This window comes from Streptomyces sp. NPDC107517, from assembly GCF_055582645.1.
On sequence record NZ_JBVJPM010000001.1, the window covers coordinates 291,448 to 307,154 of the forward strand.

The following is a 15,707-nucleotide window of genomic DNA, read 5'->3' on the forward strand; positions in this document are numbered from 1 at the left end:
GCCATGTCCGACGCCCCGCGGCCCACTCAGGACACCGTACGAAAACTGCTGGACGCCCTCCTCCCCGACAGTGGGCGGCTCGACGTCAGCGCCGTGGCCGAGGGCGGCGAGCACTCCACCTGGTGGGTCGGCACCCGCTATGTGCTGCGCCTCGCCCTCGACGCGCCGTCGTCCGCGCGCCAGCGCCGCGAGATCAGGCTCCGTGACCTCGTGCGCCAGCACGTCGGCATCGCCGTGCCCGCCTCGCTCGCGTCCGGCGAGTGGGCGACCGGACGCACGTACACCCTCGATACGCGGCTGCCGGGCGCGTCGGGCGAGGTCGTCGACGTCACCGCGGCCGGCGAGGAGGACCTCGCGGGGCTGCTCGGCGGCCTCCGGGAGGTGCCCACCGCGCGGGCCGAGGCGCTCGGGCTCACCAGGACCGCGCCGCGCTCCCTCGACGTACTGCGCCGGGAAGGGGCGCGGGCCGCCGAACTCCTCGGCGGCGACGGCGAGTTCGAAGCCGTGCGCCTCGGGCAGCTGACCCAGCAGGCCGCCGCCCAGCTCGCCCCGCAGCCCGGCGCCGTCGTGGTCCACAACGACCTCAAGGGCGAGCACCTCAACGTGACCCCCGACGGCCGGGTGCGCGGCGTCCTCGACTGGACCGACGCCTTCATCGGCGACCCGGCCGAGGACATCGCGGGCCTGTGCGTCTCGGTCGGCGCCCGCGCGGCCGTCCGCGCGGCGACCCTCGCCGGTTACGGCGCCCGCGCCAGCCTGCGCGGCCTGTGGCTGGCCCGCTGCGACACTCTCGTCCGCCTCGGCGAGCGCCTCCACGGCACGGACGACAGCCCCGTGCCGCTGCTGCGCACCCAGCTGGAGCGCGCGTGGGAGGCGATCCTCCTCGAACTCGTGACGGAACTCGCCGACAAGGACCAGGAGAGCGGCTGAAGCCCCTGACGGGCCGGCTCATGGCCCGACGAGCACCGCGCACGACTGCGGAGGGACGGTGAGCAGACCGTCCTTGCCGGGCAGCCCCACCGGCTCCCACGCGGCGAGCACCCGGTAGCCGTTCCGGCCGACCGGCACCGCTGCCGGCTTGTCCGACAGGTTCACCGCCACCCGCAGATCGCCCCGCCGGTACGCGATCCAGCGGGCCTCCTCGTCGTACGCCACGCGCACGGCCGCCAGGTCGGAGTCCGTCAGGTCGGCCCGCACACGGCGCAGCGCGATCAGCTCGCGGTACCAGGCCAGCACGCGCGCGTGAGAGTCGCTGTCCGGCTCCGACCAGTCCAGGCAGGAGCGCTCCCGGGTCGCCGGGTCCTGCGGATCGGGAATGTCGTCCTCGGCCCACCCGTGCGACGCGAACTCCCGTCGCCTGCCCTTGCGTACGGCGTCGGCGAGCGCCGGGTCGGTGTGGTCGGTGAAGAACTGCCACGGGGTGCCGGCGGCCCACTCCTCGCCCATGAACAGCATCGGCGTGAACGGCCCCGTCAGCACGAGCGTGGCCGCGCACGCGAGGAGCCCGGGGGACAGGCTCGCGGAGAGCCGGTCGCCCTGCGCGCGGTTGCCGATCTGGTCGTGGGTCTGGGCGTAGCCCAGCAGCCGGTGCGCGGGGGTGCGGGTGCGGTCGATGGGGCGGCCGTGATGACGGCCACGGAACGTCGAGTACGTGCCGTCGTGGAAGTAGCCCCGGCTCAGGGTCTTGGCGAGCGCGGCCATCGGCGCCTTCGCGAAGTCCTCGTAGTAGCCCTGGGACTCGCCCGTCACCGCCGTGTGCAGGGCGTGGTGGAAGTCGTCGCTCCACTGCGCCTGGAGCCCGAGGCCGCCGTGGTTGCGCGGGGTGATCACGCGCGGGTCGCCGAGGTCCGACTCGCCGACCAGGAACAGGGGCCTGCCCTGCTCCTCGGCGAGGGCGTCGACGGCCGTGGACAGCTCCTCCAGGAAGTGGACCGCGCGCGTGTCGCGCAGCGCGTGCACCGCGTCGAGGCGCAGCCCGTCGATCCGGTAGTCGCGCAGCCAGGCGAGCGCGCTGCCGGCGAAGTACGCGCGCACCTCGTCGGAACCGGGGGCGTCCAGATTGACCGCGGCGCCCCAGGGCGTGTGATGGGTGTCGGTGAAGTACGGCCCGAACGCGGGCAGATGGTTGCCCGAGGGGCCCAGGTGGTTGTGGACCACGTCGAGGACGACGCCGAGCCCGAGCCCGTGCGCCATGTCGACAAAACGCTTCAGCGCCTCGGGGCCCCCGTACGGCTCGTGCACCGCCCACGGGCTGACGCCCTCGTAGCCCCAGCCGTGCCGGCCGGGGAACGGGCACAGCGGCATCAGCGCCACATGGGTGATGCCCAACTCGACCAGGTGGCCCAGGCGTTCGGCCGCGGCGTCGAGCGTGCCCTCACGCGTGAACGTCCCCACGTGCAGCTCGTACAGGACCGCGCCGGGGAGGCCGCTGCCCGGCCCCGACTCCGAGCGCCACGTGTACCGCGCATGGTCGACGACCGCGCTCAGCCCGTCGGGCCCGTCCGGCTGGCGGCGCGAGCGGGGGTCGGGCAGCACCGGCCCGTCGTCGAGCGCGAAGCCGTAGCGCGAACCGTCCTGCGCGTCGGCCTCGCCCGCCCACCACCCCTCGCGGTCCGGATCGCGCTCCAACGCGCGCGTGGTGCCCTCGCAGTGGAGCGCGACCCGCTCTGCCTGTGGTGCCCACACCTCGAACTGCACGGACGGTTCCCCCTTGTCTGCCGACAGTGACGACCCGTCCATCCTGCGTCAGCGGAGATCGATCCGCTGGGATTCGCAGCGGGTTCCGCGCATTCCTCGCCGGATCGGACCCGCCGGCCGAACCGGCCGGTGAACCTCAGACGAAATGGATGCGCTTCTCCGTGACCGGGTACCCGGCCTTCGTGAAGTTGGCCGCCATCGGGAAGTTCCCGTCGTCCGTCGCCCCGGCGATGAACTCGGCGCCGCGCTCCACCAGGAAGTGCGTCGACTCGACCAACAGGTCGTACGCGTAGCCGTGACCGCGCTGCTCCGGCACCACGCCGATGAACCCGATGCACGGACCGCCGGGGTTGTGGGCGGGGATGTGCAGGCCGGCCAGCTCGCCCTGCGGCGTGTACGCAAGCTGCCACCACTCGCGCGGGGACGGGCACCAGTGGAAGAAGTCCAGCTCCTCCTGCGCGGCCGTGTCGAGGCCCGACTCCTCGATGGTGTGCCGCGCGTGCGCGTCGAGCGTCGCCGAGTGGACCCGGCGCAGCACGTCGAGGATCACCTCGTCGTCGGGTTCCGCCCGGAACTCCAGGCGGCCGGGGCGCTCCGGCAGGCCGTTCTCGGGCGTCCAGCGGTAGCGCAGCCGCTCCACGAGCAGCTTCTTGCCGGCCCGCGTGACCGCCTCCATGCGCGCCTCGGCGGCCGCCCGCGTCCGCGGGTCCTCACGCCAGCGGGCGGGCAGGATCAGCTCGTACTCGACGTCGAACGGGGCCCGCCGCAGCAGTTCGGCGCCCGCTTCGACATCGTCCTCAAGGACGTCGAACCAGTTCAGGTTCACCGGTTCCGTGTCGTCCTTGCCGCCCCACCAGGCGGCCCGGGCGACGACGCGCCCCTCGCGCAGGGCGACCCAGGTCCACTCCGGGCGGTAGTCGCCGCCCTCGGCGACGGTGCGATGGCCGACGCCGGTGATGACGCGGCCCACGAGGCCCGGATCCTCGAACGTACGGAAAAGCGGAACGTCTTCCTCGGTCAGTGCGCGGACGGTCAGCTCCGCGTCGTCGTGCGTCGGGGGCGGGCTTCCTTGCGGTGCAGCGGTCAAGAATTCTCCTGGTCCACGTGAACGCGCCCGGTGGCGGTCCGAGCTGTCGAACGTAGCAGCGGGCACGGGACGGGCGCGCCCGGTTTTCCACACACCGCGTTCCGTCACCGTCCTTGCTGGTCAAGGCCGTACGGAGGCGGGCTGAAGTTCGTCGTTTTCTGGACACCCCGGCCGCGCTGCCGGACAATCACGTACGTGACCTCCTCGTTCGAGCACCATACGTACCCCGCGCGGCTGTCCGACGCCGAGCGCGACAGGGCGTTGCGGGAGCTCCGTGAGGGCGCCGCACTCGGCCGGCTGTCGCACGACACGTTCGTACGGCGCATGGAGCTGGCCCTCGCCGCCCGCAGGCCCGACGAACTGGCCGCGCTCACCGCCGATCTGCACACCGAGGGCCGCTGGTCCCGGGCGGTCTTCGGCACCGTGGCGGCGATCTCCGGCTTCACGGTGCGGCTGCGCGGGGCATGGCAGCGCGAGCGCCTCCCGAAGCTGCAGCTGCCGTCGCCGAACAACCCCTACCCGCTGCGCATCGGGCGTGACCCGGCCAACGGACTGCGCCTCAGCCACGAGACCGTCTCCCGGGTGCACGCCGAACTGAGCAGGCAGGCCGGCATGTGGGTGCTGCGTGACCTCGGCTCCACCAACGGCACGTCCGTCAACGGGCGGCGGGTCGTCGGCGCGGCGGTCGTCCAGGACGGCGACCAGGTCGCCTTCGGACGGATGTCGTTCCGGCTGTCCGCCGACTAGCTGTCGGACAACTCCGGTCGGGCCGGGGCGCATTCGCGTTCAGTCGCCCGCCGCGCGGGTGTGCCGTACCGCCGCCACGGTCGTACGCGACTGGTGCTCGACCTGGTGCTCCAGCGGCACCCAGCGCGCGCTGAACCGCTCCGCGAACGCGTCGCACCAGTGGGTCACCAGCTGCTCAAGACGCTCCGCGTCCGGGTCGTCGGCCTCCTTCAGGACCCGCAGGAGCATCGCGGCCGCCCGCAGCGGCAGCCGTCTGGAGAACGCGTCGATGCTCCCCACGTACGCCATCGTGGCGTCCGGCGGCGGCGGTTTCAGCCAGTCGTCCGCGAGACCCGGCACGAGCGCGACGGCCCAGCGCGCCGCCCGCATCAGCGGCCCGTCCACCTCGGGGAGCCGCGGCAGCGCCGAGCGGAGGATCTCCTCCACGAGGAGCGTGTCCCGGCTCAGCCGCTGCGCGAGGCGTCGCAGCGCCCGGTCCGGGGCGGGGTGCGGCGCCGGGTCGTCCACGAGGTCGCTCGCCCACATCGGGACCTCGACGATCGCCGTGCGGCCTCCGTAGCGGTGGGCGTGGTGCCAGGTGCTGTGCCGGGCGTCGTCCGGCAGGCTGGGGAACGCGGCTTCGGCGCCGGGCTCCGGCATCACATGGACGCCGGGGCCCGTCGCGGGCCAGCCCGCCGCGTCCGACGCCCCAGTCTCCACCGGGATGTGCAGCTCCGCCGCCGACTTGGCGAACGGCTCCGCGAGCCCCGGTATGTCGCGCGTCAACTGCACCCAGCTGCCGCCCAGGTCCGTGCCGTGCAGCGACACCTGGAGAAAGGGGCGCAGCTCGTCGATGACTCCGGTCAGGGCCCGCGTCTCGGGCGGCAGCCGGTCGGGCGGCAGCACGGAGGGTGACCACTCGGGCTGCTCGGGGCCCGCGGGGCGGAAGAAGTGCCGGTGGTAGTCGAGCAGGGTGCGTGGCGAGGGGGTGCGGTGCAGAGCCGCGCCGTCGGGGTCGGCGCAGAGCAGGAAGTGCCAGGAACAGTCGGTGCGCAACTCCCGTTCCATCAGGGCTCGTTCGGCCAAGCGCAGCAGAGTGGCGCCGCCGGCCGGCTCGTTCGCGTGAGCGCCCGCGACCACGAGCACCGCGTGGTGGTCGTGCCCCACCGACAACAGGTGCAGCGGCCGGCCCGCGCGTGAGGTCCCGACCTGGCGCAGAACGCACAGGTCGGGTCGGTGAGTCGCCAGCTCCCGTGCTGACCGGACCAGTTCGGCCACATTCGGGTAGCGCTGCTCCGTCACGTGACTCACCCCCGTTGGTGCTCCCCGCGTCGCATCCCGCAGTACCCCATGCTGCGCGGCACCTGTCAAGAAGGCGGCATCGGATGCCTCCCCGCTGGTGCGGCCCGGGGCCCGCCGGGGCGCGGAACGCCGCGCCGACGGCCTCGGAGAGCGGCCTGATCACACGCGGCCCGAAGACGCTGCCGGGCACGCGTCAGGTGACGGGTGCGCGCAGGAGGAGCGCCACCGGAACCCGGCTGAACGCCTCCTGCACGCGCGCGCCGCCCGTGCAGTTCCTCCGGAGGCCCTCCTCAGCCGACCGGCGCCCGCACCAGGAGCGCCACCGGAAGCCGGTGGAACAGCTCCTCCACGCGTGTGTGGCCGGTGAACTCCCGTCCTGGGGCGAGCAGGTCGACCCAGCGGCCCTCCGGGAGCGGCAGTTCCGTGTCGCGCCAGCCGCCCGCCTCCGCGAGGCGCAGGGACAGCCGGGTCACGGCGGCGACGGCCTCCCCGGAGCGTGCGAACGCCACACAGTGCGCGGCGCCCGACCCCCGCGCGGGCAGCGGATCGTACGTCGACCCGCCGCCGAACCACTCGGGGTGCGCCCGGCGCAGTCGCAGCGCGGCGACGGTGAGCGCCAGTTTCTCGTCGGACAGATCGGGGGGCACGGATCCCTCGGCGGAGTCCAGCAGCTTCAGGTCGAAGCGGGCCGGCGCACGGTTGTCCGGGTCCACCAGTGCCCGGTACTCGCGCTCCGTCCCCTGGTAGACGTCCGGCACCCCCGGCATCGTCAGATGGGCGAGAGCGGCCCCCAGGACGTTCGCCCGCACGTGGGGCCGCAACGCGTCCGCGAACGCGGTGAGGAGCTCCCCGGGCGGCCCGCACGGGCCCGCCGCCACGAAGTCGCGTACCGCCTTCTCGTAGTCCGCGTCCGGCTCGGTCCAGCTCGTGTGCAGCCCCGCCTCGCGCACATGCTTGAGCATCGCGCCCTGGAGCCGCTCGCCGTCCTGGTGGCCGAACCCGACCGCCGTCTGCCAGGCAGCCCACGCGAGTTGGGCATCGGACGAGGTCACGCCGCCCTCGCGCGCGGTCCGCCCGGTGACCTCCGCGAGCAGATCGGCCCAAAGCCCGGGACACTGCGTGAGCACGGAGATCCCCGCCCGCACGTCGGCGCTCCGCTTGGTGTCGTGCGTCGAAAGCACGGTGCCCGTGTACGGCCAGTCGCGCTGCACGCGCGCGCAGTACGCGTGGAACGACTCCGGGTCCACGGCGGGGCTCTGCGGCGTACCGCCGACCTCCGTCGCGGACAGCAGGGGCGCGTGCCGGTAGAACGCCGTGTCCTCGACGGCCTTGGCCCGCAGCGCGGACGCCGTCTGCGCGAACCGCGCCCGGAACGCGCCGTGTTCGGGCCCCGGCCCGCACTTCCCGAGCGCCAGATCCCGCACGGTGTCCACCGCCTCGGCCTCCTCGGCGACGGTGAACACCCCCTTCGCGTCCGCGGCGTCCTCGGGCGTGAGCACGCTCTCGGGGTCCGCGCCCCCGGTCACGTACGGCCGGTACACGTCGAGGCGCACCAGGAGTTCGCGCACGGCGGCGCGCAGGGCCCACGGGGCGTGGTCGCGCAGGGCCGCGTCGGCGGCGCACAGCCTGCCCGCCTCGCGCGTGAGGCGGTCCACCTCGGCCGCCAGCTCGTGCGTGACGACCTGGTAGGCCGCGCGGCGCGCCGTGGCGTCCCAGTCGCCGCCCCGGTCGGCGGGCGCCGCCGTGAAGCGCCTGAACAGGCAGCGCAGTTCGTCCGCGCCCGACGGGTCGGTGAACAGGCCGTCGATCCGGCGCAGCGCGTCGTAGCCCGTCGTGCCTGCCACCGGCCAGGCGGCGGGCAGCTGTTCGTCCTCGCCGAGGATCTTCTCGACGACGGTCCAGCGCCCGCCGGCCGCGTCGGCGAGGTCCTTCAGATACGCGCCCGGGTCCGCGAGGCCGTCGGGGTGGTCGACGCGCAGCCCGTCGAGGACGCCCTCGCGCAGCAGCTGGACGATCTTCTCGTGGGTGGCGTCGAACACCTCACGGTTCTCCACGCACACCCCGATGAGGTCCGAAATGGTGAAGAAGCGCCGGTAGTTGAGTTCGGTGCGGGCCAGACGCCACCAGCCCAGCCGGTACCACTGCGCGTCGAGCAGCTCGGGAAGGGGCAGCGTCTCCGTGCCCTCGCGCAGCGGGAACGCGTGCTCGTAGTAGCGCAGCACACGGCCGTCCACCTCCAGGCGGTCCAGCTCGTGGCTCAGCCGGTGGCCGAGCACGGGCAGCAGGACCCGCCCGCCCTGCGCCTCCCAGTCGATGTCGAACCAGTGCGCGTACGGGGAGTGCGGCCCGTCCCGCAGCACCTCCTGGAGGGGCCGGTTGAGCCCGGCCGCCGACGCCATGTGGTTGGGCACGATGTCGGCGATCAGGCCGAGCCCGTGCTCCCGCGCCGTCCGCGCGAGCGCCCGGAGCCCGGCCTCACCGCCCAGCTCGTCCCGCACACGCGCGTGGTCCACGACGTCGTACCCGTGCGTGGAACCGGGTACGGCCTCCAGGACCGGCGACAGATGCAGGTGCGAGACACCCAAAGAGGCCAGATACGGGACGGCTCCGGCGGCGGCGGCGAACGGGAACGCCGGCTGGAGCTGCATCCGGTACGTGGCCGTGGGCGGGGCGGGGACCTCGCCCTCGTGATGGTCCGGTGTCATGCGCGTCATGCGAACCTACGTACCCGCCCCGGCGTCTTTCGTGTCATCGCCGCATGCATATGTCACCGGCGCCGTCGATAGTTTCGAACGATGGCACAGGCAGCGGGGGGAACGTCGGCGACATACCGCGAGGTGCTCGGGGCGACCGGGGCGCTGCTGCCGGTGCTCTCGTTCCTCGGGCGGCTGCCGGTGGCGGTGATCCAGTTCGGCAGCGTCCTGCTGATCACCAGGACGAGCGGTTCCCTCGCGACCGGAGGGACCGTGGCCTGCGCGCTCGCGCTGGGTCAGGTGGCCATGGGGCCGGTCGTCGGCCGGCTCGCCGACCGGCGCGGTCAGCGGAGCGTCGTGCTGTGCTGCTCGCTGCTGAACGCCGTCGCGATCGCCACTTACACGCTCGGCGCCCTCGCGGGAGCGACCACCCCGCTCCTGGTGGCGCTCGGCGTGCTCGCCGGAGCCACGGTGCCGGGGATCGGCCCGCTGGCCAGGGCCCGGGGCGTCGCGCTCGTCCGCCGCGGGGGTGCGGACGAGCGCGTCGTGAACACCGTGCTGTCGCTGGAGAGCACCATGGACGAGCTGTCGTTCGTCCTCGGGCCCGCACTGATCGGCGTCGCGTCCTTCGTCGGCCACCCCGCGTACGCGTTCGGGGCCGCCGCTCTCCTGGTCGCCGCCTGCGGCACGGCGTTCGCGCTGCACCCGACGGCGACGGCGGTCCGGCCCGCGGGGGCACCCACCCCCAAGGAGCCGCGCGCCCGGCGGCCCCGGATGCCGCGCGAGGTCCGGCTCGTGCGCCTCGGCCTCGTCCTCCTCGGCATCCTTCTCGGCGGCTGCGGGGCCGGGATCACGGCGCTCACCCAGAAGCTCGGCCAGGAGGACCAGGCGGGCCTCGTCTACGCGGCCATGGGCGTCATGAGCGCCGCCGTCGGCCTGTCCATGGCCGCCGTGCCGGAGCGCTTCGGGCTCGCGCTGCGCTGGCGGGTCGCCACCGCGGCCGCCGCGCTCCTGTCCCTGCTGCTGATCGGCACGCAGAGCATGCCGGGCCTCTACGTGGCGGTGACCGTGTTCGGCGCCGTCTTCGCGCCGAACCTGATCACCGGCTTCGGACTCACCGAGCGCGCCGTGCCGGGCGAACGTCTCGCCGAAGGCATGACGTTCGCCGCGAGTGCCTTCGTCGGCGGGCAGGCGGTCACGCTCGCCGTGGCGGGCCGCCTCGCCGAGTCCCACGGCCCCGCCGCGGCCTTCACCGTGGGCAGCGTGGCCGCGGCCCTCGCGTTCGGCGTCGCACTCCTCGTCAGGGCTCCCGCGGAACCACGCGTCACGCCGGCCGCTGCAGCACCGTCAGGCTCCGGTCGAGGAGCGTGAGGCGGTCGCCGGCCTGCACCTTCGCACCGGTCCCGAGCGGCACGCCTTCGGGCAGCGCCGTGTCCACGACGACCTCCCACTGGCGCCCGTGATTGACCGGCACGAGGAACTCCAACGCGTCGGGCGAGGCGTTGAACAGCAGCAGGAACGAGTCGTCCGAGATGCGCTCGCCCCGCGGGCCCGGCTCCGAGATCGCGTGCCCGTTCAGGAACACCGACAGGGCCCGCGCCTGTGCCGCGCCCCAGTCGTCCCGCGTCATCTCCTTGCCCTCCGGCGTGAACCAGGCGATGTCGGTCAGCTCGTCGTGGGTGCCCTCGACCGGCCGCCCGTGGAAGAAGCGGCGCCTGCGGAACACCGGGTGGTCACGCCGCAGCCGCGCCATCGCGCGCGTGAAGGCCAGCAGCGAGTCCTGCTCGCCGTCCTCGGGCCAGCGCACCCAGGCCAGCTCGCTGTCCTGGCAGTAGGCGTTGTTGTTGCCGTTCTGCGTGCGCCGCAGCTCGTCGCCGTGGCTGAGCATCGGCACGCCCTGGGAGAGCATCAGCGTCGCGATGAAGTTACGGGTCTGACGTTCCCGCAGGCCGAGCACCCCGGGGTCGTCGCTGTCGCCCTCCGTGCCGCAGTTCCACGACCGGTTGTGGCTCTCCCCGTCGCGGTTGCCCTCGCCGTTCGCCTCGTTGTGCTTCTCGTTGTACGAGACCAGGTCGCGCAGGGTGAAGCCGTCGTGGCACGTGACGAAGTTGATGGAGGCGAGCGGGCGGCGGCCGTCGTCCTGGTAGAGGTCGGACGAGCCGGTCAGCCGCCCGGCGAACTCGGCGAGGGTGCGCGGCTCGCCCCGCCACAGGTCCCGGACGGTGTCCCGGTACTTGCCGTTCCACTCCGTCCACAGCGGCGGGAAGTTGCCCACCTGGTAGCCGCCCTCGCCGACGTCCCACGGCTCGGCGATCAGCTTCACCTGGGAGACCACCGGGTCCTGCTGCACCAGGTCGAAGAACGACGACAGCCGGTCCACCTCGTGGAACTGCCGCGCCAGCGTCGCCGCCAGGTCGAAGCGGAACCCGTCGACGTGCATCTCGGTGACCCAGTAGCGCAGCGAGTCCATGATCATCTGCAGGACGTGCGGCGACCGCATGAGCAGCGAGTTCCCGGTGCCCGTCGTGTCCATGTAGTAGCGGCGGTCGTCCGCCAGACGGTAGTACGAGGCGTTGTCCAGGCCCCTGAAGGACAGCGTCGGGCCCAGGTGGTTGCCCTCCGCGGTGTGGTTGTAGACGACGTCGAGGATGACCTCGATCCCGGCCTCGTGCAGTGCCCGTACGGCCGACTTGAACTCCAGGACCTGCTGGCCGCGGTCGCCCCAGGAGGCGTAGGCGTTGTGGGGGGCGAAGAAGCCGATGGTGTTGTAGCCCCAGTAGTTGTTCAGGCCCATCTCCACCAGGCGGTGGTCGTTGACGAACTGATGGACCGGCATCAGTTCGAGCGCCGTCACGCCCAGTTCCGTGAGGTGGTCCAGGATCGCCGGGTGGGCGAGCGCCGCGTAGGTGCCGCGCAGCTCGTCCGGGAGGGCCGGGTGCGTCATCGTGAGGCCCTTCACATGGGCCTCGTAGATCACAGTGCGGTGGTACTCGGTGCGCGGCGGGCGGTCGTCGCCCCAGTCGAAGTAGGGGTTGACCACGACCGACGTCATCGTGTGCGGCGCCGAGTCCAGGTCGTTGCGCTTGTCGGGCGACCCGAAGGGATACCCGTACACCGCCTCGCCCCAGTCGATCCGGCCACTGATCGCACGCGCGTACGGGTCGAGGAGAAGCTTCGAGGAGTTGCACCGCTGGCCCCGCTCCGGGGTGTACGGGCCGTGCGCGCGGAAGCCGTACCGCTGGCCCGGCATGATGCCGGGCAGATAGGCGTGCCGCACAAAGGCGTCGGTCTCCCGCAGCTCCACCGCGGTCTCCGACCCGTCGTCGTGCAGCAGACACAGCTCTATGCGCCGGGCGGCCTCCGAGAAGACCGCGAAGTTGGTGCCGGCGCCGTCGTAAGTGGCACCGAGTGGATACGCCTGTCCAGGCCAGACCTGCATGGGTACGACTCTTCCACTTCCGGCCCGGATGCCCCGGGCGACTTCGGCGAGAGTCTTCCCGAAAGTGACGGAACCACCTAGGAATTGGGCCCCTCTTACTGGAAGACCACGCATACCCGTCGCCCACAGGTGGGGCCGCGGGGACAACAGGGGGAAGATGTGCGAGAGCTCGCAAGACGCCATCTGGGGAAAATGATGGCGGGAGCGGCCGTCGCGGCCGCGGCGACCGCCGTGCTGCTGGGCGTGATCCTGCCGGGGGAGGCGGGCGCGGGTGACCAGGCCGAGGCCGGCTCCGCCCAGCAGGACGCGGTCCCGAAGGACGGCGTGATGGAGGCCGCGCCGAAGGAGGGCGAGAAGGGCGTCGGCAGGGACCCGCTCACCGACGACGAGATCAAGCGCGCCGAACAGCTCGCCGTCGCGGGCAACGGACTGCGCAGGAGCGCGCGGGACGTCGAGGGCGACCGGGGGCCGCAGCACCTGTCCACGAACCTCAGCGAGGTGGACCCCACGCAGAGCGGCCCGCGGGCGGCGGAGCGCCGCGCCGAGGTCGTCTACTACGACTACAAGGCCGACACGGTCGTGACCAGGACCGTGAACCTCGACAGCGGCAAGGTCGAGAACACCGACACGGCGCACGGCGTGCAGCCGCCGCCGAGCCCCGGCGAGCTGCGTGAGGCCACCCAGCTCCTCATCGCGGACCCGCTCGGCGCCGGCCTGAAGAAGGACTACAAGGACGCCACCGGCAAGCAGCTCACGGGCACGAACCAGCTGGAGCTGAGCGGCATGGTCTTCCGCAAGGAGACCGTCGCCCACGTCCCGTCCGGCCTCACCGCCTGCGGCGAGCACCGGTGCCTGCGTGTCGTCACCAAGGTCAGGAACGGGCCGTGGATCGACACGCGCGCCCTGGTCGTCGACCTCAGCGCGCGCACCGTCGGCCGCCTCGGCTGAGTCCCTCACGCCCGCCTCTCCTCCTGCTTGAAGGAGTCATTCCGTATGCACGCCAACAGACTTCGGCGCGCCCGCGCCCGGGCCGCCGTCGCCCTCACGTCCCTCACGTCCCTCGCGCTGCTCGGCACCGCCGTCAGCGCCGCGGGCCCCGCCACGGCCGCCCCGCAGGCGCCCGCCGCCGCGGCCCCGGCCTGCAGCGCCGCGTACAAGATCGAGCAGGTCCTCGACGGGGGCACGACCTGGCGCATGTGCTGGCACTACAACACGCTGTCCGGGCTCGTTCTCGACGACGTCAGCTACCAGCCCAGGGACGAGCCCAAGCCGATCGCCGTCCTCACCAGCGCCCGCCTCGCGCAGGTCCATGTCCCCTACGACGACGGTGAGAACGAGTACGACGACGTCACCGGCACCGACTTCGGGTACGCCCTGCAGAACCTGAAGCCCGGCGAGTGCCCCGGCGGCACCATCAAGACCGTCAAGGTGCCCGACCGGGGCAACGTGCAGGGCCTGTGCACGACCACGCGCGCGCGTGGGCACGCGTACCGGCTCAACGACGACGAGAGCACCGGCGGCAGCGGCAAGGTCTACACCGCCCAGGGCAAGGACCTCCTCGTCTACACGGTCAACAAGGCGTCCTGGTACGAGTACATCACCGAGTGGCGGTTCTCCTCGGACGGGACGATCACGTCGAACGTCGGTGCGACCGGCAGCATCTCCCCGTACGACTACAACGGCACGGACGGCAAGGGCTGGCCGATCGGCAAGGGTGCCCGGGCCTATGCCGAGAGCCACGCCCACAACGTCTTCTGGCGGCTCAACTTCGGCCTCGACGGCTCCCCCAAGACCAAGGTCGAACAGTACGACTCCAAGGTCACCGCGCCGACCGGCAGCGGCAGCCCCACCACGAAGACCACCCGCACCCCCGTCACCAAGGAACTCGCCGGTGACGCGAAGGACATGCGCTGGTGGCGGGTCGTCAGCACCGCGGGCAAGAACAAGGACGGCCACCCCAGGTCCTACGAGTTCGTGCCCGGCCGCTCCAGCAAGTTCCCCGGCCGCTCGTTCACCAAGCACGACGTGTACTTCACCGAGTACAAGAAGTGCGAGCAGTACGCGAGCGACAACCCGGCCGGGAACTGCGGAGGCGCCAGCGTCGACAAGTGGGTCGGCGGACAGACGCTCACGCACCCGATCACCTGGGTCAACATCGGGTTCCACCACATCGCCCGGGACGAGGACCAGCAGCCGATGCCGGTCCACTGGCAGGGCTTCTCACTGGCCCCCAGGGACGTGACCGCTATGAATCCGCTCACTCCCGCCGACCTCGCGGACCAGAACGGCGTGCCCAGAAACGGCAGTTGAGAAACTACCCTGCCCATCCGGCTGCACCGCCGACCGCTACCGGAGTACCCTTCCTTGATCGTTGCTGGGGAGTGCTCGGGGGAGCGGAAGGCGGTGCGCGGGTGAGCTCGGGTGGGCTGGAGCTGCCCCCTGGTGACGGAGGTCACGAGGGGAGCTCCGCTGACGTCCCGCCCGGAGCGGTGTCCTTGGCGCGGCCGATGGACATGGGATCCCAGATCGGACCGGAGTCGGAGTTCGCCTGGGGCGCCGATGCCTGGAGCGAGGTCCGTACGCGCGCGCAGCGGGCCGGCCGCGCCTACATCTGGCTGAACCTGGTCGAACAGCGGCTGCGGGCCGTCGTGGCCGCGGTGCTGCGCCCCATCTACGAACCCGTCCACGGCGACGACTGGGTCGTGGCCGCCGCAGGGCCCGCCGGGCAGGAGTGGGTCCAGCGGGCCGTCGCCGTGCGCGAGGTGAGCCGCCGCAAGGGCTATCTGCTCGACCCGGCCGACGACAACGTCCTCAGCTTCCTCACCCTGCCGCAGCTGCGCGAGCTGATGGTGCAGCACTGGCCCTGCTTCGAGCCGTACTTCGACGACCGCCGCGACGTCGAACTCGCCCTCGACGAGCTCGAGGTGACGCGGAACGTCGTCTCGCGCAACCGCGCCCTGTCCGAGGCCGTCCTCGCCCAGGCCGAGCGCGCCTCCGGGCGGCTCCTGGAGATGCTCGGCGCGGGCTCCGACGTGCCGTCCGCCCGCAGGCTCCCCGTCGACGCCGTCGAGGAGCTCGTCGCCGACCGGTACGCCGACGTCGTGGGCGTGCACCCGGACCGGGTGCGGCTGCTGCGCCAGTTCCCGGCCGAGGACATCTTCGGCGGCGCGCGCCGCCTCGACGCCATCGGCATAGGCCTGAACATGCTGGTGCAGAACTTCTCGGGCCGCCGCCTCGTCCGGCTCGCCGAGTCCGGCTGCCGGGTGCGGCTGCTCTTCCTCAACCCCGCCTCCAGCGCCGTCAAGCGCAGGGAGCGCGAGCTGGGCCTCAAGCGCGGCGAGCTGAGCCGCGCCGTCGAGATGAACATCCTGCACATGCGCCGGGTGCGGGCCCGGCTGCGCGACCCGGGTGCGTTCGAGATCCAGGTCTACGACGAGACGCCACGGTTCACCGCATATCTGGTCGACGGCGACGGGTCGGACGGCGTCGGGGTCGTCCAGTCGTATCTGCGCCGGGCCAGGGGCATGGAGGCGCCGGTCCTCGTGCTGCGCGGGCCCGGACGCGTGGTGAAGGCGAACAGTCCCCGCGAAGGGGAGGAAGCCGGACTTTTCTCCACGTACCGCGAAGAATTCGAGCTGGCCTGGGCGGACGCCCGGCCCGTGTCCTGACCCCGCCGCACGGCGAGGACGCCCCGGGAAGCAGCACGCCCCCGGCCCGTTGTCAGTGCCGCATGTCATCGTGGTGGCCACTGGGGAGACACGGG

The 15,707-nt window shown here is 72.6% G+C and carries 11 protein-coding genes; 6 read left to right on the forward strand and 5 right to left on the reverse strand.

The window, feature by feature from the left end:
- Window positions 1-3: 3 nt before the first annotated feature.
- Entirely contained in the window at window positions 4-930 is a 927-nt protein-coding gene (locus tag ACZ67T_RS01225) for an aminoglycoside phosphotransferase family protein (protein ID WP_469980840.1), read from the forward strand.
- A gap of 18 nt (window positions 931-948) precedes the next feature.
- Here ACZ67T_RS01225 and treZ read toward each other — a convergent pair whose 3' ends face one another.
- Together treZ and ACZ67T_RS01235 are read right to left on the reverse strand one after the other, a co-directional pair.
- Window positions 949-2,697 carry a malto-oligosyltrehalose trehalohydrolase gene (treZ, locus tag ACZ67T_RS01230; protein ID WP_469980841.1) on the reverse strand — a complete coding sequence of 583 codons (1,749 nt, stop codon included), beginning with the start codon at window positions 2,695-2,697 and terminating at the stop codon, window positions 949-951.
- Window positions 2,698-2,833: 136 nt separating this feature from the next.
- On the reverse strand, window positions 2,834-3,784 hold the full coding sequence (locus ACZ67T_RS01235; protein WP_469980843.1) for a GNAT family N-acetyltransferase: 951 nt from the start codon (window positions 3,782-3,784) through the stop codon (window positions 2,834-2,836).
- A gap of 195 nt (window positions 3,785-3,979) precedes the next feature.
- Between ACZ67T_RS01235 and ACZ67T_RS01240 the strand changes: the two genes are divergently transcribed.
- Window positions 3,980-4,531, forward strand: coding sequence for an FHA domain-containing protein (locus ACZ67T_RS01240; RefSeq protein ID WP_469980844.1), 552 nt, complete (start codon window positions 3,980-3,982; stop codon window positions 4,529-4,531).
- Between the two features lie 39 nt (window positions 4,532-4,570).
- On the opposite strand, the gene ACZ67T_RS01245 is transcribed toward ACZ67T_RS01240, so the two are convergent.
- Window positions 4,571-5,821: a M14 family zinc carboxypeptidase gene (locus ACZ67T_RS01245; protein WP_469980846.1), complete on the reverse strand. Its 1,251-nt coding sequence runs from the start codon at window positions 5,819-5,821 to the stop codon at window positions 4,571-4,573.
- 281 nt (window positions 5,822-6,102) lie between these two features.
- A complete protein-coding gene (treY, locus tag ACZ67T_RS01250) occupies window positions 6,103-8,517 on the reverse strand; it encodes a malto-oligosyltrehalose synthase (protein WP_469981349.1) in 2,415 nt (804 codons plus the stop codon).
- Between the two features lie 90 nt (window positions 8,518-8,607).
- Here treY and ACZ67T_RS01255 point away from each other — a divergent pair, with 90 nt between their 5' ends.
- The gene (locus ACZ67T_RS01255) at window positions 8,608-9,876 is read left to right on the forward strand and encodes an MFS transporter (RefSeq protein ID WP_469980848.1); all 1,269 of its coding nucleotides are present in this window, start codon (window positions 8,608-8,610) and stop codon (window positions 9,874-9,876) included.
- Here the strand turns inward: ACZ67T_RS01255 and glgX are convergent.
- Window positions 9,830-11,944, reverse strand: coding sequence for a glycogen debranching protein GlgX (gene glgX, locus ACZ67T_RS01260; RefSeq protein ID WP_469980849.1), 2,115 nt, complete (start codon window positions 11,942-11,944; stop codon window positions 9,830-9,832). The genes ACZ67T_RS01255 and glgX overlap by 47 nt on opposite strands.
- A 159-nt stretch (window positions 11,945-12,103) precedes the next feature.
- Between glgX and ACZ67T_RS01265 the strand changes: the two genes are divergently transcribed.
- From ACZ67T_RS01265 to ACZ67T_RS01275, 3 genes are all read left to right on the forward strand, one after another.
- On the forward strand, window positions 12,104-12,892 hold the full coding sequence (locus ACZ67T_RS01265; protein ID WP_469980850.1) for a Tat pathway signal sequence domain protein: 789 nt from the start codon (window positions 12,104-12,106) through the stop codon (window positions 12,890-12,892).
- Between the two features lie 45 nt (window positions 12,893-12,937).
- Window positions 12,938-14,254: a copper amine oxidase gene (locus ACZ67T_RS01270; protein WP_469980852.1), complete on the forward strand. Its 1,317-nt coding sequence runs from the start codon at window positions 12,938-12,940 to the stop codon at window positions 14,252-14,254.
- Between the two features lie 101 nt (window positions 14,255-14,355).
- Entirely contained in the window at window positions 14,356-15,612 is a 1,257-nt protein-coding gene (locus ACZ67T_RS01275) for an SAV2148 family HEPN domain-containing protein (RefSeq protein ID WP_469980854.1), read from the forward strand.
- Window positions 15,613-15,707: the final 95 nt, after the last annotated feature.